The organism is Micromonospora globispora (assembly GCF_003857015.1).
Lineage (GTDB): Bacteria > Actinomycetota > Actinomycetes > Mycobacteriales > Micromonosporaceae > Micromonospora > Micromonospora globispora.
The window spans coordinates 1-19,066 of sequence record NZ_QGGF01000297.1; the positions used below are offsets into that span (position 1 = coordinate 1).

Annotated in this window: 15 protein-coding genes and 2 pseudogenes; 2 read left to right on the top strand and 15 right to left on the bottom strand. The window is 67.3% G+C overall.

Annotated elements, in window-relative coordinates; translation table 11 throughout:
- The coding region (locus tag DKL51_RS14635) for a YibE/F family protein (RefSeq protein ID WP_148097788.1) at nucleotides 1-1,229 on the bottom strand (1,229 nt) is incomplete at its 3' end.
- 69 nt (nucleotides 1,230-1,298) lie between these two features.
- Entirely contained in the window at nucleotides 1,299-2,270 is a 972-nt protein-coding gene (locus DKL51_RS14640; protein ID WP_260428490.1) for a cation diffusion facilitator family transporter, read from the bottom strand.
- Nucleotides 2,271-2,500: 230 nt separating this feature from the next.
- Here DKL51_RS14640 and DKL51_RS14645 point away from each other — a divergent pair, with 230 nt between their 5' ends.
- Entirely contained in the window at nucleotides 2,501-2,860 is a 360-nt protein-coding gene (locus DKL51_RS14645; RefSeq protein WP_109945139.1) for an ArsR/SmtB family transcription factor, read from the top strand.
- Between the two features lie 21 nt (nucleotides 2,861-2,881).
- Here DKL51_RS14645 and DKL51_RS14650 read toward each other — a convergent pair whose 3' ends face one another.
- Nucleotides 2,882-3,601 (bottom strand): HupE/UreJ family protein, encoded by a 720-nt coding sequence (locus tag DKL51_RS14650; RefSeq protein ID WP_165823131.1) that lies wholly within the window; start codon nucleotides 3,599-3,601, stop codon nucleotides 2,882-2,884.
- A 382-nt stretch (nucleotides 3,602-3,983) separates the two neighbouring features.
- Here DKL51_RS14650 and DKL51_RS14655 point away from each other — a divergent pair.
- Nucleotides 3,984-4,358 (top strand): annotated as a pseudogene (locus tag DKL51_RS14655) (transposase); the annotation flags it as partial.
- A 317-nt stretch (nucleotides 4,359-4,675) separates the two neighbouring features.
- Here DKL51_RS14655 and DKL51_RS14660 read toward each other — a convergent pair.
- The 12 genes and pseudogenes from DKL51_RS14660 to DKL51_RS34940 all read right to left on the bottom strand — a co-directional run bounded on the left by DKL51_RS14660 (nucleotide 4,676) and on the right by DKL51_RS34940 (nucleotide 18,986).
- On the bottom strand, nucleotides 4,676-6,787 hold the full coding sequence (locus DKL51_RS14660; protein ID WP_124812169.1) for an MMPL family transporter: 2,112 nt from the start codon (nucleotides 6,785-6,787) through the stop codon (nucleotides 4,676-4,678).
- A gap of 289 nt (nucleotides 6,788-7,076) precedes the next feature.
- A complete protein-coding gene (locus DKL51_RS14665; RefSeq protein WP_311768048.1) occupies nucleotides 7,077-7,388 on the bottom strand; it encodes a beta-galactosidase in 312 nt (103 codons plus the stop codon).
- 88 nt (nucleotides 7,389-7,476) lie between these two features.
- Nucleotides 7,477-7,641, bottom strand: a complete 165-nt coding sequence (locus DKL51_RS34935; RefSeq protein WP_165823132.1) for a hypothetical protein — start codon at nucleotides 7,639-7,641, stop codon at nucleotides 7,477-7,479.
- Between the two features lie 138 nt (nucleotides 7,642-7,779).
- Complete coding sequence (locus tag DKL51_RS14670; protein WP_185734803.1) at nucleotides 7,780-10,743, bottom strand: glycoside hydrolase family 3 protein; 2,964 nt, start codon at nucleotides 10,741-10,743, stop codon at nucleotides 7,780-7,782.
- Between the two features lie 242 nt (nucleotides 10,744-10,985).
- Nucleotides 10,986-11,999, bottom strand: a complete 1,014-nt coding sequence (locus DKL51_RS14675; RefSeq protein WP_109945143.1) for a LacI family DNA-binding transcriptional regulator — start codon at nucleotides 11,997-11,999, stop codon at nucleotides 10,986-10,988.
- Between the two features lie 27 nt (nucleotides 12,000-12,026).
- Entirely contained in the window at nucleotides 12,027-12,260 is a 234-nt protein-coding gene (locus tag DKL51_RS37165; protein WP_109945144.1) for a family 1 glycosylhydrolase, read from the bottom strand.
- A gap of 17 nt (nucleotides 12,261-12,277) precedes the next feature.
- Nucleotides 12,278-12,541 (bottom strand): annotated as a pseudogene (locus tag DKL51_RS14685) (family 1 glycosylhydrolase); the annotation flags it as partial.
- The gene (yicI, locus tag DKL51_RS14690) at nucleotides 12,538-14,853 is read right to left on the bottom strand and encodes an alpha-xylosidase (protein ID WP_109945145.1); all 2,316 of its coding nucleotides are present in this window, start codon (nucleotides 14,851-14,853) and stop codon (nucleotides 12,538-12,540) included. The gene yicI and the pseudogene DKL51_RS14685, both read right to left, overlap by 4 nt.
- Nucleotides 14,854-14,890: 37 nt before the next feature.
- Nucleotides 14,891-15,766, bottom strand: a complete 876-nt coding sequence (locus tag DKL51_RS14695) for a carbohydrate ABC transporter permease (protein WP_243420808.1) — start codon at nucleotides 15,764-15,766, stop codon at nucleotides 14,891-14,893.
- A complete protein-coding gene (locus tag DKL51_RS14700; protein ID WP_260428489.1) occupies nucleotides 15,763-16,572 on the bottom strand; it encodes a carbohydrate ABC transporter permease in 810 nt (269 codons plus the stop codon). The genes DKL51_RS14695 and DKL51_RS14700 overlap by 4 nt, the downstream gene beginning before the upstream one ends.
- A 278-nt stretch (nucleotides 16,573-16,850) precedes the next feature.
- Nucleotides 16,851-18,146 carry an ABC transporter substrate-binding protein gene (locus DKL51_RS14705; protein ID WP_109945147.1) on the bottom strand — a complete coding sequence of 432 codons (1,296 nt, stop codon included), beginning with the start codon at nucleotides 18,144-18,146 and terminating at the stop codon, nucleotides 16,851-16,853.
- Nucleotides 18,147-18,584: 438 nt separating this feature from the next.
- A complete protein-coding gene (locus DKL51_RS34940) occupies nucleotides 18,585-18,986 on the bottom strand; it encodes a hypothetical protein (RefSeq protein ID WP_185734804.1) in 402 nt (133 codons plus the stop codon).
- Between the last annotated feature and the right edge of the window lie 80 nt (nucleotides 18,987-19,066).

Here is a 19,066-nt window from a genome sequence, read left to right on the forward strand (position 1 = left end):
GGGCGGGGGCGCGGTGGCGTCTCCCCCGTCGGGTCGGTCACGGGCTTCCGGCTGCGGCCGGCCGTGACGAGGGCGGCCAGGGCGGTGGTCAGCGGCACCGCCGCCACCAGGCCGAGGGTGCCGACCAGGGACCGGACGATCTCCTGCGCGATGAACTCGCTGTTTAGCGTCTCGGCGATCCCTCGGCCGCTGCCGAGGATCAGGACCAGGACGGGCAGGGACGCGCCCGCGTACGCCAGGACGATGGTGTTGACCACCGAGGCGATGTGGGCCCTGCCGACGCGCGTCGCCGCCCGGTACAGCCCTCGTCGTGACATGGCGGGGTTGGCCGCTGCGAGTTCCGCCACGGTCTCGGCCTGGGTGACGGTGATGTCGTCGAGCACGCCGAGGGAGCCGATGATGATGCCGGCCAGCAGCAGCCCGTGCAGGTCGACGTTCTGGTAGAAGATGCCCAGGGTGCTGGCGTCCTCGCTGCCGTAGCCGGTCATATGGGTGACGCGCATGGCGAGCACCGCCATCACGCCGGTCAGGACCAGGCTGGCCAGGGTGCCCAGCACCGCCACGGACGTGCGCACCGACACCCCGTGGGTCAGGTAGAGCACCACGAACATGATCGTGGCGGAGCCGACCACCGCCACCAGCAGGGGTGGCTGACCGGCGACGATGGCCGGCAGGACGAACAGCAGCACCACCGCGAAGGTGACCGCGAGCCCGGCGAGGGCGGCCGCGCCTCGCAGCCGGCCGAAGCCGATCACCGCGGCGGCGACCAGCACGGTCAGCCAGACCAGCGGCACCCCGCGCTGGTGATCGCTGATGGCGTACTGCTGGCTGGACGGGTCGGCCGGATCGGTCAGGACCAGCACCACGACGTCGTCGCCGATGTCGACGGTCGGGGCGCCCGGCCCATCCGGCACCTGGGTCTCTACGGTACGGCCGGCCTCGGCGCCCTCGGTGATGCGGACCGTGACGACTCCGCAGCGGCTCACCTTGATGCCGGTCGGGGTTTCCACGACCTCGTCCGGCGCGCACTCCCGCAGCTGCATCGCGGTGACGGTGCCGAGCCGGCGGTCGTTGGCGCCGGACGGGTCGGTCGGGGTGGCCTCACGCGGCCACAAGATCGCCAGCGCGACCACGGTCGCCGCGATCATTGGGACGATCACCGCCGCGACGAGGCGGCGCACCCGCCGGGACGCCGGCGGAGTACGCCGGTCGCCGTGCACTGCGCCCATCCCGTGACCACCTTCCCGTCGCACGTGCTCAGGGCAGGCTAGTCACCCGGGGCCCGGCATCCCAACCGGTCAGCTCGTCGGCGGGACGTTGCGGCGCTGGTGGGACAGGTCGGGGTGGTGGTGCGCGCCGGCGTGCGTGTCCGGGTCGGCGTGGACGGTGGCGCTGGTCAGCCGCGGCACGGCATGGGTGAGCTGGTGCTCGGCGTCGGCGGCGATCTCGTGCGCGGCGACCAGGCTCAGGTCCGCGTTGACGACCAGCTCCGCTTCGGCGTGGAGGCGGTGGCCGATCCACCGCAACCGGACGGCGGGGACGTCGCGGACCCCGTGCACCGCCCGCAGGGTGGTCTCGGCCTGGTCGACGAGGGCCGGGTCGACGGCGTCCATTAGCCGCCGGTACACCTCCCGGGCGGCGTCCTTGAGCACGAAGGCGATGGCCACCGCGATGACCAGGCCGACGACCGGGTCCGCCCACCGCCAGCCGGCCCAGGCACCGAGAGCCGCCAAGACCACGGCGAGGGACGTGTAGCCGTCGGTGCGGGCGTGCAGGCCGTCGGCCACCAGCGCCGCCGATCCGATACGTCGACCCACCCGGATCCGGTACTGGGCGACGAGTTCGTTGCCCGCGAACCCGACGATCCCCGCGGCGAGCAGCCACGGCAGGTGGGTGACCCCGGTCGGGTGCAGCAACCGGGTGACGGCGGTCCAGCCGGCGGCGACCGCGGAGGCGGCGATCACGACAACGATGACGATGCCGGCGAGGTCCTCGGCCCGGCCGAAGCCGTAGGTGTAGGCGCGGGTCGCCGCCCGCCGGCCGAGCAGGAACGCGATACCCAGCGGGACGGCGGTCAGGGCGTCGGCGACGTTGTGCAGGGTGTCGCCGAGCAGGGCCACGGACCCGGACAGGACGACGATGATCGCCTGCGCCACAGCGGTGGCGCCCAGGCCGACCAGGGAGATCCACAGCGCCCGCAGGCCCTCTCTGGAGGACTCCAGCGCCGGGTCGACCTTCGCCGCGGTGTCGTGCGAGTGCGGGACGAGCACGTGACGCAGGCGGTGCCACCACGACCGGGGTCCCCGACCGGGGTCGTGGTCGTGGTCATGGTCATGCTCGTGTTCGTGGCCGTGACCATGGCTGTGGTCGTGGCCTCCCGTGTGCCCGTGGCGGTGCGCCGCGTCGTGGTCGTGCTGCTGGTCCTGCACAGGCTCAGACTCCCCCAGGTTCGGCCGGCGTACTCATTCCCCGCCGGTTCCCACCCGGATAATATGTGCCCATGTACGCACGCGACAACGTTGCAGATGCCAATGACCTGCAACAACACCTTCCGAGCGACGAGGAGGTAGAAGCGGCGACCGACATGCTGCGCATGCTCGCCGACGGCACCCGGCTACGGCTGATGTGTCTGCTCAGCACCGGCGAACACGACGTGACCACCCTGGTGCAGGCGCTGGGCGTAGCGCGGCCGGCGGTGTCACAGCATCTGGGCAAGCTCCGCCTGGCCGGCCTCGTCATCATGCGCCGCGACGGCCGCCGCGCCCTCTACCGGGCCCGCGGCGGGCACGTGCGCCGGCTGGTGTCCGAGGTCATACAGGCCGCCTCGCACCGGGTGACCGGCGCTCCCGAGCACGACTGACTCGTTGTCGCGGCGGCTGACCTACCTGGCTTGGGTGTCGGCGGTCGTCGGCGCGGCTGCCACACACGCCTGGCCGTGCTCGCCGCCACAGGCGGCTGCCGCCTGCACCGGCCGCAGCGCCTGTCCGCCGGAGCTCACCGCGAGCACCGCTGCGGCGACGGCCCCCGCGGCGACGAGTGCCGCGTGGGACAGCCGCGGGTTGCGCAGCGGCGGGATGTAGTGGCTCAGCACATCCCCGAGCATGAACATGCCCAGCACCGCCACCAGCTGCCCGATCTCAACGCCGATGTTGAAGGCCAGCACCCGCGGGATCATCCCGTCCGACGGCAACCCGATCGCCTGCAGCCGAGTCGACAGCCCCAGGCCGTGAGCGAGCCCGAAGGCGAGCACCGCTGCGGCGAACCACGCCCACTCCTTGGGCCGACCACGCAGGCCGACCACGCCGACGAACACCAGACTCAACGCCACGACGATGTCCACCAGGACCGGGTTGACATGCCAATCGGCGACCGTGGCGGTGAACAGGGTCACGCTGTGCCCGAGCGCGAACAGCGAGATCAGCTTCGCCGCGTGTCGCATCTCGCCGGCCAGCAGCAGGATCCCACCGACGAAGAGCAGATGGTCCCACCCGGCGAGCATGTGCTTGGTGCCCAGCCAGACGAACCCGCCGGCGCTGTCGCTGGTCCCGCTGACCCCGTGCGCCCAGGCCGTTCCGGGCGCTGCGACAAGTGCGGTGATCACGACTGCGGTGACAGTTGCCGCTCGCTGGCGTGTCACGGACATCTCTGGCTGTCTCCCACCTGGCGCCCGAGCCGGGACGCACGGAACCGTGGCCCGGCAGCGGCCGGGTCCTGTCGATAGTCGCCGACGAGGACCGAAAAGTCCCCGGCAACGGTCAAAAACGGAGGTGTTGTCCCTGTCACGGCAAGGCGGCCGGTGGCCCGGGGTGGCGTGGGTAGCACGTCGCCGGGTTCGGCCGCCAGCCGTATGGTGGTGGGATCAGGTTGCGTCCCGCCGGGTGGTGTAGAAGCTGAGCTCCTTCGGCGTGCCGTCGAGATAGAGGTGGGTCATCGCGTGAGCCTCTGTGTGAACGACCAAGAACACGCAGAGGACGGAGTACGCGATGACCCTGGACCAGTCTGCCTTGTTGGAGGTGCTGGATGCACTCAAGGCAGCGGAGGTGAATGATCGTGTCCGGCAGGCCGCGGAGACGATGTATCAGGCGTTGATCGAGGCGGAGCTGACCGCGGTGATCGGCGCCGCCCCGCATCAGCGCACAGATTCTCGGGTGACCCAGCGCAACGGCCACCGCCCGCGCACCTTGACCACGACGGCCGGGGACCTGGACCTGCGGATCCCGAAACTGCGCACCGGCTCGTTCTTTCCCAGCCTCCTTGAGCGGCGCCGGCGGGTGGACCAGGCGTTGTTCGCGGTGGTGATGGAGGCCTACCTGCACGGCGTGTCCACCCGCAAGGTCGACGACCTGGTCGCCGCCGTGCTCCGCGACGCCGACCCCGCCGACAAGGCCGAGTTCTACCGGCAGCTCGGGCTCCGGCTCACCTACCAGCCTGAAACGCAAACGGTGCGCGCTGCAGTGGATCTCAGCGCGCACCCTGGGGTAATGGTTTGTGTCCGAAGGGCGAGTTGAACCCTAAATACATGATCACGTTGGCAGCTGAACTGCCGTTATCTTGAGATGTCGACGGCACGAGCTGGTGCTGGCAGGGCCGCACGCGTCGGCGGCAAGTACGTCGGCTGGACGCCGCAGGGCTGGCAGCAGCTTCGTGCCACTACCGGCTTCGAGTTGGCCTTCAGTCAGGCGGGGACCTCGCTTGGTTGCTGGGCCGCCTCGGCGGGCTCCACGTCGGCGATCTTGCCCAGCCGGCTGGGCCACCACGTGTGCCGTCCGATGTCGAGGTTCAGCGCGGTGACCAGGACCGCCCGGACGATGATCGTGTCGAGCAGGACGCCGAACGCCACCGCAAAGCCGATCTCGGCGAAGGCGGTCAGCGGGAGGGTGGCCAGCACCGCGAAGGTGCCGGCGAGGACGAGACCCGCGGACGTGATCACGCCACCGGTCGCGGCGAGGCCAATGAGTGCGGCGCGCCGGGTGCCGTACCTCGCGGTTTCCTCGCGTACCCGGGTCATCAGGAAGATGTTGTAGTCGATGCCCAGTGCGACGAGGAACACGAACACGAACAGTGGCAACGACGTGTCGGCGCCGTCGAGGCCGAAAATGTGCCGGAAGACCAGCGCGCTCGCGCCCAGGGCGGCACCGAACGACAGCACCACCGTCGCTACCAGCACCAACGGCGCGACGATGGCTCGCAGCAGCAGCGCCAGGATGACGAGGACCACGACGAGCACGATCGGGATGATCAGGTTGCGGTCGTACCGGGCCGCCCGCTGCAGGTCGAGGTTGATCGCGGTGTTGCCGCCGACCTGAGCGTCCGCGCCGGGCACGGCGTGCACGCGGTCGCGTACCCGGTCGACCGTGTCGTAGGCCGCCGGGCTGTCGGCCGCGGCGTTGAGGGTACCCACGACATAGGCGAGGCCACCCTTGGCGACGGGTTCGCTGACCGACGCCGGGTCGATGCCCTCAGTCGACGCGAGCGCCGCCTTCACCGCTGCGCCCTGCTCCGCCTTGCTGATTACGACGACCGGGTTGCCTGCACCGGCCGGGAAGTGCCGGGCGAGCACTTCCTCGCCCACGATCGAGTCCGGGTTGCCGCGAAAGGTCTCCTGGTTGGTCAGCCCGGTCGCGTCGAGCTGGACGAGACCCAACGCCATTACGGCCAGTGCCAGGCCGGTGGCGACCCAGGTGAGCCGGGGGCGGTTGGCGATCCGCTTGCCGATCTTGGCCCACAACCCGGTAATGGTGGGCTCCGCGGAACGGAACCGGGGCCGCGCCGGCCAGAAGATCCAGCGGCCCACCGTCACAAGCATGGCCGGGAGCAGGGTCAGCATGACCGCGAGCCCCACCAGGACGCCGATCGCGGCGACCGGGCCGAGGCCCTTGGTGGAGTTGGTCTCAGCGAAGAGCAGGCACAGCATGCCGATCACGACGGTGCCGGCGCTCGCGATGATCGCCGGGCCGGCGCGGTGCAGCGCCACTGCCATGGCCTCATGCCGGTCTGAGTGGCGCCGCAGCTCCTCGCGGTACCGCGCCACGAGCAGCAGCGCGTAGTCCGTGCCCGCGCCGAACACGAGCACGGTCAGGATGCCCGCACTCTGCGCGTTGACGGTGAGGCCGGCGTTCTTCGCCAGCAGGTAGATGACCGCCTGGGCGGTGGTCAGCGCGACGCCGGCCGAGACGACGGGCAGCAGCCACAGCCCGGGACTGCGGTAGGTGAACAACAGGATCACCACGACCACACCGATCGTGGCGAACAGCAGCCTGCCGTCGATGCCAGCGAAGGCCTCGCTGGAGTCCGCCGCGCTGCCAGCGGGCCCCGTGACGTGGACCGACAGCCCGCTGGCACCGGCCCTCGCGACGTCCTTCATCGAGGTGACAATGTCGCCCGCCTTGTCCCACCCCTCAGGGCCGAGATTGAGCGGGACGATGATCTGCGCCGCCTGACCGTCGCCGGAGAAGATCGGGCCGCCGACCTGGCCGTCGACTTCGGCCAGCTGGCCGAACCTGTGCGCATCGGACGCGACCTTCACCCGGTCGGCCTCGGTCAGTCCAGAGGCCCGCTGGTAGACGACAACGGCCGGGATCGTGTCGGGCGACGCGAACGCCGCCTGCCGGTCGAGCACCTGGGTCGACTCCGCGCTACCCGGCAGCCAGGACTTCGCCTCGTTGTCCTCGACGCTGGTGAGCTTGCCGGCAAGCGGCCCAGCCAGCGCGACGAGAGCCAGCCAGAACACGATGATGAGGTACTTCGTCTTGCGTCCTGTGATCAAGCTCGCGACCGACCTGGTCATGATCCCCCCGTTTTGGCACGTCCAAGCCCCAATGGACCAGGTTATGTTCCCGCCTACCCAAGCGTCCCGACATCGGCAGTACGCACCGACACCACTGCCCGAAACCCCTAGGGGTCGACCTCCTCCGGCCGCTCCCGAACCGAGGTGCCACCTGTCGGAAGGCCGAAGCCCGACGGCAGCAACGCGGTGTGACCCGCGCCGGCCGGACAGCCGCTTGGCCTATCGATGGCGGCAAGAACTGACTTCGGTGATGCTGAGCAGCTTGTCGACGTCCCGCACCCCGGTGAAGTCATAGACCTCCCGCCTTCGGCGAGTGATAGCCCCAGTGGAAGTAGAGGGAGACACCGTTGAACCCGGCGGCCCTGATCTTCTCCAGGGCATCGCGCCACAGATCGGGGCTGGGCAGCCGGAAGTAGTGGAACTCCCCCGACCACAACAGGACTCGTTGACCATCGACCTTCAGCGAGTACCTGTCATAGGTGACCTGATGTTCCTTCGCCGTGGCCCCGGTCGCCGCCGGGACGGTCACCGTCAGCACAGCAGCGATCGCGGTGATGATGGCGAGCAGGATCGAGACAGATCTTCGGGAGCTACCTCTCATGCCTAGATTTTTTCCGAGGGTGGGACCAGGGGTACTCCTGCAAGATCACGACAACTGGGTGGTGATCTTGCAGAAGTGGTCCTGTCGTTTACTGGCCGGGGATCTGAGTGGCGGTGATGGCGGAGATGGTGGCGTCGCCGACGTGGGGGACGAACTCCAGGTCGAGAACGCCGTCGGTGACCTCGACGGTGAGGTGCTTGTCGAGCGGAGTGTCGGCTCCCGCCTCGGCGGCGACGTCGAGGCTGGTGATCACGCGTCTGCGTTCGGCAATGACGTTGACCCTGTGGCACCGCGGAGGAGATTCCCCAATGAAAATCTGGATGAGGGGTTCTCGATGGGCCGATGGGGGCGCCCCGCCCCCACCCCCGGGGGGCGGGGCGCCGGTCTGCGACTACTTGGTGAAGGAGAACGTGCTCAGCCGGAGGTCTCCGCTGAACACGAGGTAGACGTCATGCCGGCCGGTGGCTCCGGTGACCGCGGCGGTGACGTCCCGGTAGGTGTACTTGTCTCCGGTGGACGGCACGCTCACGGTGCCGACGACCGGGCCGTTCGCGCCGTCGAGCCGGATCTGGACCGACCCGTCGCCCGCGTCGGCCTTCGCCGTCCGGGCGTTGAAGCCCTTCAGTCCAGAGCCGAGGTCGGCGTCCGCGAACTTGATCCAGTCGCCGGTGGCGCCGCCGACTGCGGTGCCGGCCGCCTTGGACTCGTCGACGAGCTTGACCCCGGAGTAGTCGTCGAATGTAATCGCCTGGGTCGTCTTCGACAGGTCCCGGGCGGGGATCTTCTCACCGTTGACCCGCAGCGTCGTCCGCTGGCGGATGTCGGCGGAGGAGGAGCCGATGAGCACGTCATAGGAGGACGACTCCACCACCCAATTGCCGCGGGTGACGTCCCAGTGCGCCAGGTCGGCCGCCTTCAGCCGGAGCTGCACGGACTTGGTCTGGCCCGCGCCCAAGTGCACCTTGGCGAAGGTGCGCAGCTGCTTGACCGGCTGCTTGTCGCGGGAGGTCCGCTGGTGGGTGTAGAGCTGGACCACCTCGTCTCCGGCGACCTTGCTGGTGTTGGTGACATCGACGCTCACCGTGACGGTGCCGCCGGCACCGACCTGGCCGGCCGACAGCCGTGGCGTGCCGTACCTGAAAGTGCTGTACGACAGGCCGTACCCGAACGGGTAGAGCGGGGTGCCCTGGTAGTAGAGGTAGGTCCGGTTGGACTTGATGATGTCGTAGTCGAACATGCTCGGCAGGTCGGCGTCGGACTTGTACCAGGTCTGGGTCAGCCGCCCGGACGGGTTGACGTCCCCGAACAGCACGTCGGCCAGTGCATGCCCGGTCTCCGGCCCCGCGTGCGTGGTCCACAGGATGGCCGGAACGTTGGCCTGCTCCCAGTTGAGGGTGGTCGGGTAGCTGTTCTCCACCACCACGATCGTGTTCGGGTTGGCCTTACGCACCGCCTTGACGAGCTCCTCCTGGCCCTCCGCGAGCACCATGGTGGTCCGGTCGTGGTCCTCACGGCCGTTGATCCACGGGTTGCTGCCGACCACCACCACCGCTGTGTCGGCACCCGTCACGGCCTTGACCGCCTCATCGACACCGCTGCTGACCACCTCCTTGGAGAACTTGGTGGCGTCCGCCTTGGTGGCGAGCTGCAAGGTGCCGTCGTCGGCGACCTTCGCGTAGACGGTCGACGGATCGGCCCAGCCGTAGGCCTTCTCGTAGCCTGCGTAGCGGAGCAGGTAGTTGCCGTCGTCCTGCTTCTCCAGCTTGAAGATCTGCTGGACGAACCAGCCGTTGGGCTCAGACTGGTCGTTGGCGAAGTTGGAGCCCCAGTTGTAGCGCCCGACGAACTTGCCGTTGGCGACGGCGCGTAGGGTGACGATGCCCTGGCCCCAGTCGAAGACGTCGAACTGCTCGGTAGCGCCCGCCGTGGCGGCAGTCGCCTTGAGCAGCGCACCGCCGTCACCGGTCCCCGCAGTGACGTACTTACCGGAACCGACGTCCTTGAGCGCGATGCGGTCGGCGCCCTCGCTGTCGGTCACGCTGCCGGAGGAGCCGAGCCGCTCCTTGATACCGTCCACCGGGGTGACCTTGTACGGCAGCTCCGCGGAGTACCAGTCCCGGTAGAGGACCTTGGCCAGCGGGCCGACCACGGCGACCTTCTTGGTCTTGGCCGCGTCGAGGGGCAGGATGCCGGAGTTCTTCAGCAGCACCTGCGCATCGGCGGCGGTCTGCCGGGCCAGCTTCTTGTGTGCGGTGTTGCCGATCACCGACGAGGTGATCTTGGCGTACGGGCCGCCGTCGGGGTCGAACTCGCCGAGCCGGACCCGGATGCTGAGGGCGTCGCGCACCGCTGCGTCGATGTCGGCCTCGGTGAGCAGCCCCTGCGCCAGCGCGTTCTTGATCGCGTTGACCGTCCTGCTGTTGTCGCCGTTGCCGATGGTGAAGCTGTCGTTGCCGGATTTGACGACGGCGGCGAACGCCTCGGCGTCGTTGGCGTAGTACTTCTGCGACTCGCTCAGACCGCCGGGCGCGTAGGCGTCGGTAACGTGGAAGAGCGGCTTCTTGGTCCACGAGCGAACCACCGTGTTCAGGTCGGCGCTGACGGTCGCGGGCCGCCCGTTGACCAGGTTGTAGGAGGTCATCACGCCGGTCGCCGCGTCGGCCGCCAGGGTCGGCCGGAACGCCTCCCGGTCGTATTCGTTCAGCACGCGCTCGGGCACCTGCGAGTCGGTGGTGTCCCGGTCCAGCCCCGAGCCGGCGGGGCCGTCGTCGTTGTTGTACGCCAGATAGTGCTTGAGCGTCGGCGCGGTCAGTAGGTACTTGGGATTGCCGCCCTGCAGGCCCTTGCCATACGCGGTGGCGATCGCGCCGGTCAGCGTCGGGTCCTCGGAGTAACCCTCCTCGTTGCGGCCCCAGCGGGGGTCGCGCAGCAGGTTGGTGACCGGGGCCCACATGTTCAGGCCCCACAGCATCCGCTCATCGTTGGTGGCGTGGTAACCGCGCGCCTCGACACCGGTCGCCCGGCCGACCTGCTTGATCAACTCCGGGTCCCACGTGCTGGCCAGCCCGATGGCCTGCGGGAACACCGTGCCCTTGGCCAGCAGTTGGTTGCCGGAGGCGTCGCTGGTCCACGCGACGCCGTGCAACGCTTCGGTGCCCGTCTTGAAGGCCTTGATGCCCAGCCTGGGGATGGCCGGCTGGTATTGGTGCAGCAGCGAGATCTTCTCATCCAGGGTCAGTCGTCCGAGGAGATCGTCGACCCGCTTGCTCAACGAGAGATCCGGGTTCTGGAAGGGGTAGCTCTCCTGGGCGTTCGCCGGGGCGGCCAGACCCAGGGCCAGCACGGTCGTGATCATGGTCGGTACCAGTGATCTGCGGAATCGGCCCGGTGAACGGGCCGCCCGATGGGTGGGTTTCATTGTGTCCTCCTCGATAGGTGAAGCACTGCACTGAAACTGTTGAGCCCATCGCCCGATATTCCTGTTGGCCGTCAGCAGTTATCTAATGCGGACGATCAATCAGCAGAGTGTGTTATCAGCGCAAGAGTCGAAGCGCTTCGATTCTGCTCGATAATAGACATTATTAGGTCCCGTTCTCCTTAAACTTTGTTGACGTGCGGGGCGGTGCTGGCGCGTTGAGTCAGGCGTGGCGGCAGCAGCGTTGCCTCCGGTACCTCATGCCCGTCCAGCTTTTCCATGAGCAGTTCGACGGCCCGTTTTCCCACCTCTTCGGCCGGGATGGCGACCGAGGTGAGCGGCAACTCGGCGTGCTCGGCGAGTTCGTCGGGGCAGATGGCGACCACCGACAGGTCGTCGGGAACCCGCCGACCGGCGCGCCGGAACGCGTCCACGATCGGTGCGACGATCGGCTCGTTGTGCACCACCACCCCGGTCAGGTCAGGGTGCTCGTCGAGCAGCGTCGCGACCATCGCACGGGCGGCGTCGGGAGTCGCCTCGCACGGGTGCAGCGTCGAGGTGAGGCCATAGCGGCGGGCCGCGGCCATGAAACCGTCCGCGGTCCGCTGCGCGAACCCGGTCTCCCGCTCGTAGACCTCGGACGGTGAACCGATTAGCCCTACGCAGCGGTGCCCGAGATCGGCCAGATGGTCGACACAGACTTCACCGGCCGCCTTGAAGTCCAGGTCTATGCAGGTGAGCCCGGCGGATTCTGCGGGGAAGCCGATGAGCACCGCGGGCCGGTCCAGGGTGCGCAGCAACGGGATGCGCGCGTCGCGCATCTGGACGTCCATCACGATGAGCGCGTCGACCAGGGAACTGCCGGCGACCCGGCGCAGCCCTTCCTCGCCCTCCTCCTGGGTGAGCAGCAGCACGTCATGATCGTGCCGACGGGCCGTGGTCACCACGGAGACCGCGAACTGCATCACCACCGGGACGTGGATACCGGAACGCAACGGGATCACCAACGCGAGCACGTTCGAGCGATTGCTCGCCAGCGCGCGGGCCCCCGCGTGCGGACGGTAGCCCAGCTCCCGGATGCTCTCCCCCACCCGGCGCCGGGTCTCCTCTGAGATGGAACGCTTGCCGCTCAGCACATAGGAGACCGTGCTCGGCGACACGCCCGCATGGCGCGCCACGTCAGTGATCTTGACCACGAACCACCCCTATTTGAAGCGTTTCGATTAACTGAATATTAAACGGGTCACACCTCCGACACAATGGCATGGGCGGAGATGATGTCCCGATAAGGCGCTGTCCTTCCACGTGCGCCGCTGCGTCTCGTAGTCGGCATGGATGATGCCAAAACGCTTTGAGTAGCCGTACGCCCACTCGAACTTGTCGAGCAGAGACCAGGCGAAATGGCCTCTCATCCACTCCGGCATCGATGGACCGGCCGAGCGCCTCAAGATGGTCATGCAGATATGCGACCCGGCACCCTCGGCCAGGAGATCGAGAACCGGTAGGCGCCCAGGCCCAAGGCGCTCATCGCCTCGACGTCCTCCTGCCACCGGTGATAATGGTCGGTCGCCACGTCGCCGGTGTCACCGGCCAGCACCTTGCCTGGCGTATGACTGAACGTGTCCCAGATCGACGCGGTCCGGCCGTCCTCCTCCACCGCGCCCTCCATCTGGTGCGCGGCAGTGGCCGCGCCCGACAGGAAGCCCTCCGGGAAGACCGTATTCGTGTTCGCGCTCATGCGACCCCCCTGACGACAAGCGTGTCCTCTGCGGCCTGGACGAGTACGCCCTGTTCGTGCTCGGTGGCCGTGCCCCCCTCGACGGACCCGACCGACCGTACACGGACGAGGAGGACCTGCCAGCCTGTTGCGGCGCCCGTCGCCTCGACCCGTACGACGTCGGCCTCGCGGGAGATCATGAACGTCGCAGCGGTCTCCCCGGTCGGCGCCGGGATCTCGGTCGCGACATGGGCACCGTCGGGCAACTCGTACACACGCAGCGTGACACCGTCGGCGTAGTCGTAGTCGGGCCGGTCGTCGACCGCGCCCACCGGAAGCACCGCACCGGGTCGTACGAGCAGCGGCACGCTGTCGAAGCCATGACGTTCGCGGACCCACCGTGGCCCGGCGACCTGCTCCCCCGTGAGGTAGTGCGTCCACGTCCCCTCGGGCACGTAGTAGGAGACCTCACCGCTCTCGGAGAACACGGGTGCGACGAGCAGATCGTCGCCGAGCATGTACTGCCGCTCCAGATGCGTGCACGCCGGATCGTCGGGGAACTCGACGACCATCGCCCGCATCATCGGCAGACCCTCGGTGTAGGCCTGCCGCGCCGCTCCGGTGATGTACGGCATGAGCCGCAGCTTCAGCTTGGTGAACAGCCGGAGCACGTCGACGGACTCCTCGTCGAACAGCCACGGCACCCGGTAGGAGTGGCTGCCGTGCAGCCGGCTGTGCGAGGAGAGCAGGCCGAACGCAATCCACCGCTTGAACAGGGCGGCGTCAGGGGTTCCCTCGAAGCCCCCGATGTCGTGGCTCCAGTAGCCGAAGCCCGACATCCCGAGCGACAGGCCGCCGCGCAGGCTCTCACCCATCGCCTTGAAGGTGGACTCGCAGTCGCCGCCCCAGTGGACCGGGAATTGCTGGGTGCCCGCCGTGGCCGAGCGCGCGAAGACGATCGCCTCGGCCTCTCCGCGGCGCTTACGGAGGAGGTCGAACACCGTCTGGTTGTAGAGGTAGGTGTAGTAGTTGTGCATCCGCTCCGGATCGGAGCCATCGAAGTACACCACGTCGGTCGGGATGCGCTCGCCGAAGTCGGTCTTGAAACAGTCGACGCCCATGTCGAGCAGCGCGTCCAGCTTCGAGGCGTACCACTCCCGGGCCTCGGGGTTGGTGAAGTCGACCACCGCCATGCCCGGCTGCCACAGGTCCCACTGCCACACGTCCCCATTCGGCCGCTTGAGCAGGTAGCCCCTGGCCTGACCGTCCGCGAACAGCGGCGAGCGTTGCGCGATATACGGGTTGATCCACAGGCTGATCTTCAGTCCCCGCTCCTTCATCCGCCTGAGCATCCCGGGCGGGTCGGGGAAGGTCCTCGGATCCCACTCGAAGTCACACCAGTTGAACTCGCGCATCCAGAAACAGTCGAAGTGGAAGACCGACAGCGGCAGATCCCGCTCGGCCATCCCGTCAATGAAGCTGGTCATCGTCGCCTCGTCGTACGACGTGGTAAACGAGGTGGACAGCCACAGGCCGTACGACCACACGGGCAGCCGCGCGGGACGCCCGGTCAGCGCGGTGTACTTGCGCAGGATCTCCTTCGGCGTCGGACCGTAGATGATGAAGTACTCCATCGACTGGCCCTCGACGCTGAACTGCACCCGCGATACCGCCTCCGAGGCGACCTCGAAGGACACATGCCCAGGGTGGTTGACGAAGATGCCGTAGCCGGCGTTGGTGAGGAAGAACGGGACGTTCTTGTATGCCTGCTCGCTGGCGGTGCCGCCATCGGCGTTCCAGACATCGACGACCTGGCCGTTCTTGACCAGCGGCCCGAAGCGTTCACCCAGCCCGTAGACGTGGTGGTCGACGCCGAGATCCAGCTGTTCCCGCACGTAGTGCTTGCCGTCGTCGGTGTCGATGACAGCCATGGCCGTCGATCCACTCGTGGTGAGCGTACGACCGTCGGCCAGGAAGTCGACGCGCCACTGGTCGCCCAGGTCGATCCGTACGGACAACTCACCCGAGGTGAGGACAGCGGCCTCGTCGTCCACCGAGATCTCCACCTCGGCGGGCCTGTCCTGCAGCTCGAACTCCGGCCGTCGCGCCTCTCCCGCAAAGTGGGTGATCTTGACACCGATGACCTCCGGCACGGGGCTCGTGCACGCGATCGTGACGACCGGACCCTCGAGCAGGTCACCTCGATGCTGGATCCGCTTGACGGGCGCGTGCACCGTCAGCGATCCGGGCCCGGTCGTCGCGTCAAGAACCTCGACCGGGTGGACGGCATGCACGCCCTCCCGCATCAGCCAGTAGCCATCGGTGAACTTCATGTACGGGGAGTACCTCTCACGCTCGAAGGGGCTGAGCTCACTTGATCGCGCCCGCTGTCAGGCCGCGGGTCAGGGTCCGCTGGAAGATCAGAAAGAAGATGACCGTCGGGATGATGCCGAGCAGTGCCGAGGCGCTCGACATCGTGGCGTCCATGAGTCGCTGGCCCTGCAGAACACCCAGGGCAACCGAGACCGTCTGGTTCTCATTCGAAGTCAGGAACACGAGCGGAATCAGGAACTCGTTCCAGGTCCAGATGAAGAAGAAGACCAGCAGCACGGCGACGGTCGGGCGGGTGACCGGGACGACGATCCGCCACAGCACCTGCCACGTGCTCGCCCCGTCCATCCGCGCCGCCTCGAGCAACGCCCGCGGGAAGGAACCGAGGACCGACGACAGGAGATAGGTCCCGAAGGCGCTCTGGATAACGGTGAAGATGATGATCACGCTAAGGCGGGTGTCGTAGAGGCCCACTTGCTTCGACAGGTAGTAAAGCGGGTAGACCAACGCCTCCTGCGGCAGCGTGTTCGCCATGAGCAACAGGACGAGAATCCATAGCCGGCCCGTGATCCGGCCGATGCCGAGGGCGTAGGCGTTCAGAACCGACAGGATCACCGCGAAGGCGGCGACAGAGCCGCTGATGATGACACTGTTGAGGAGCTTCTCGCCGAAAGCGACGCGCTCCCAGAAGTCCTTCAAGCCCTGCAGATGGATGCCATCGGGCACGGCGAGCGGACCGTTCGTTGAGTACTCCTCGGGGGTCTTCAGCGCGTTGAAGACAACGATCACGAAGGGGATCAGCATCACGAGAACGAGCACGATCAGCGCCGCCAGGACGACGTAACTCGACGGGTCACGCCGTCGCCTCGCTCTGATGGGCGCCTTGATTGGTGGTTCGACCGAAGTAGCGGTCACTGCTCCTCCCCCAGGTCCTTGCTCTGTACGCGCAGGAAGACGACCGTCAGCGCCACGATGATCAGAGTGAGAATGGTGGCGATCGCCGACCCATAGCCCACTTCGGTCTTGTCAAAGAAGTTCTGGAACGAGTAGTACGCCGGCACGTTCGTCGCCCCGCCGGGCCCACCCTTGGTGAGTACGTAGATGTGCCCGAAGACCTTCAGCGAGGCGATGGTGCACCACAGCAGGCACACGTAGGTCTCCGGCCGGATCTGCGGGATCGTGAGGTGCCAGAACCGCCGCCACCACGACGCGCCGTCGATCTCAGCCGCCTCGTAGAGCGAGGGATCGACCCGCTGAAGACCCGACATGAAGATGACCAGGGGAAAGCCGATCTGGATCCAGACCATGACCACCATGACGCTCCATATGGCGGTCTTGGGGTCACCCAGCCAGTCGTGCGCGAGTGAGTCCAGGCCGACGGCCTTGAACATCTCGTTGACGGCGCCGTTATCCGGAGCCAGAAGCCAGCTCCACACGATGCCGACGAGCACGACGGGAAGCAGCTGCGGCAGGTAGATGCAGGCGCGCAGCACGCTGGCCGTACGCGGACCGAACTTCTTACCGATGAAGTCCGTGAGCGCCGCCGCCAGCACAAGCCCGATACACGTCGGGATGATCGCCATCGCGATGATCAGCGCCACGTTGTTGCGGAAGGAAGCCCAGAACTCCCCGTCCGAGAACAGCGCCTTGTAGTTGTCCAGGCCCGTCCACTTAGGAGTGCCGATCCCCGGCCACTCGGTGAAGCTGATGCCGATGTTCATGATGAACGGCACGCCGATGACGCCGACGAACAGCAGCAGTCCGGGGAGCAGGTAGAGCCAGTATGCCGCGCGATCACGCGACCGCCCGGTCCGGGGGGGCTTCGGTGGCGTGGGCGGCGGCCGTCGCCCCGCCACCGGTGGCGACGCCGGTGTCGCGCTCGCTGGTCGTGTCATGCCGTGCCTTTCACGAGACGGCCTTTTGCCGCCTCGCAGGGGCAGTGCGCAGGCGGGCGCACTGCTCCCACGAGGATGCTTCTCAGATCTCTAGTAGTCGGCCATCACTTGGGCAGGCCGCTGTCGTAGGCCTTCTGCAGGTCGGTCAGGACCTTGTCGGGCGTCGCGCTGCCGTTGATGAGCTTCTGGGTCTGCGTCACGAACGTGTCGTAGAAGCCCGCCACCGGCCAGTCCGGGTAGTACGCCAGGGCGTTCTTACCGGTGAGGGTGGTGAAGTTCTTGATCAGTTCCTTGCTCTTGGCATCGGTGACGCCCGCCTCATCGGCGGCCACCGGCACGCCGCCGTTGTTGCCGAGCGTGTTCTGGATGCCCTTCTTCATCGTGATGTCGATGAAGTCGTAGGCCAGGTCCTTGTTCTTGGAACCCTGCGGAACCACCCAGAGGTTGCCGCTCGAGCCGAGGGTCAGGTTGGTGTCGGGCCACAGGAAGGTGTCCCACTCGAAGTTCTTGATCTCCTTCTGGAACCGGCCGTACCACCAGCTGCCGGAGAACATCATCGGGAACTTGCCGGAGATGAACGTGGTCCCCGCGTCCTCGGCCTTGATGCTCACCGAGTTCTTGGCGATGTAGCCCTTCTTCACCCAGTCGGCGAAGGTGGTCGCGCCGTAGGTCCAGGCTGCGTCGTGGAAGTCGACCTTGCCGGTGTAGCGCTCGAAGTTGTTGACCCAGGTCTGGTCGGCCTTGGTCAGCGCGAGCTGGTAGAGGTACTGCTGCGCCATATACTCCGCGCCCGCATTGCTGAGCGGGGTGATCCCCTTCTTGGCGAAGGTGTCGAGCGCCGTGACGAACTCGTCGAAGGTAGTGGGGACCTTGAGGTTGTTCTTTTCGAACATGTCCTTGTTGTAGTAGACCTGCAGGTACTCGGCGTAGTTCGGGATGCCGAACCACTTGTCACCGCCCATGACGCCCTTCGCGTCGTACTTGGCGGTGGTCTGAATGGTCGGGCCGAGCAGCTTGTCCCAGCCTCGCTTAGTCACCTGCGGCGTCAAGTCCGTGAGCAGCCCCTGCTTGGACAGCAGGCCCGCGGTGGAGTTGCCCTTGTTGTACTCCATGATGTCTGGAGCATCCTTGGAGTTGAGGACCATGGGCGCCGTCTTCTGGATCTGCTCGAAGCCCTTCTCCTCGAACTTGACCTTCACGCCGGGGTGCGAGGCCTCGAACTCCTTGATGGCCTGGTTCCACGCCACGCCCATCGCGCTGTCGGGGCCCTCGTAGTGCCAGAGCTTGAGCTCCTTGGCAGAGCCGCTCGAGCCGTCGTCACCGCCGCCGCAGGCGGTCAACGCCAGGCTTCCCGCGGCGAGCGCCGCCAGCAGCGCCGCACGCCTACTTCTCTTGAACATCGGGTTCCTCCAAGGGGGGTCTGAAGTCTCACGTCAGGTCGCGCCCGAGAGCCTGCGGGCACCTGTGGTTCCCCCGAGCCGGCCGCCCGTACCCGGAGGCATAGGGGTGTCGCTGACATCGCACTCCCTCCCCTGGGTATGGATCGGGCGCGCCGTCGAACCGCATCGTCGAACCGCTTCGATTAGGCAAATGTTAAGCCTGTGTGATGCCGGACACAATGGGGTCACCCGCAAGTGATTGCCCGAAAGTCCATCGAATTCGGCACTGACCTGCGGAAACATTGTGTGGGAACGCTTTCACAAAAGGATCTTGCCGACGGTCCGGCTCCCAACTCGGTCGACCGATGGGTTTTCACGATGCGAGTGGTCCGTGCACGTGACAGCACCCACAACAGCGACGTCCCGAGCCGGGGGCGCGCGAAGGAGGAAACGACGGCATCACCCAGCTTGGACAGCATGTTGCTCGCCAGCACCGACCCCGAGCGGCTGCGTGCCTGGTACACCGCGGCGCTGGAGCCCGAGATCGACAGCGGCGCTGAGAGATGGCATGAGGGTGAGGGACCACGTCGCCAGGACGTGACCGATGGGGAGCACAGCCGGCAGCGCCAGCGTGATGGCTCCGATGGCCTGCAGTGCCAGCAGGTCCACGCCTCGGTCGTCGCTCTCCACGCGCACGGGCGTCGGCTTCGCCTCTCGAACGTCGTTCGCCCGCATTGAGGCCATGACCTCGCGCGCCTCATCTCGACTGTCCCGCAGCGCCATAGTCGCCAGGCGGTGAGGGCCCAGATCACGGACGAACTCGTCGATCTTGCCCTCGAGCTGCATGATCTCTGCCGCCACCCGCTCGAGGCTCGCCGAGGTCGCCGTCCTCAAGGGTCGCTTCCGGTTGGACCGCTGCCGTCTTGGTGGGTGGTTGGGGC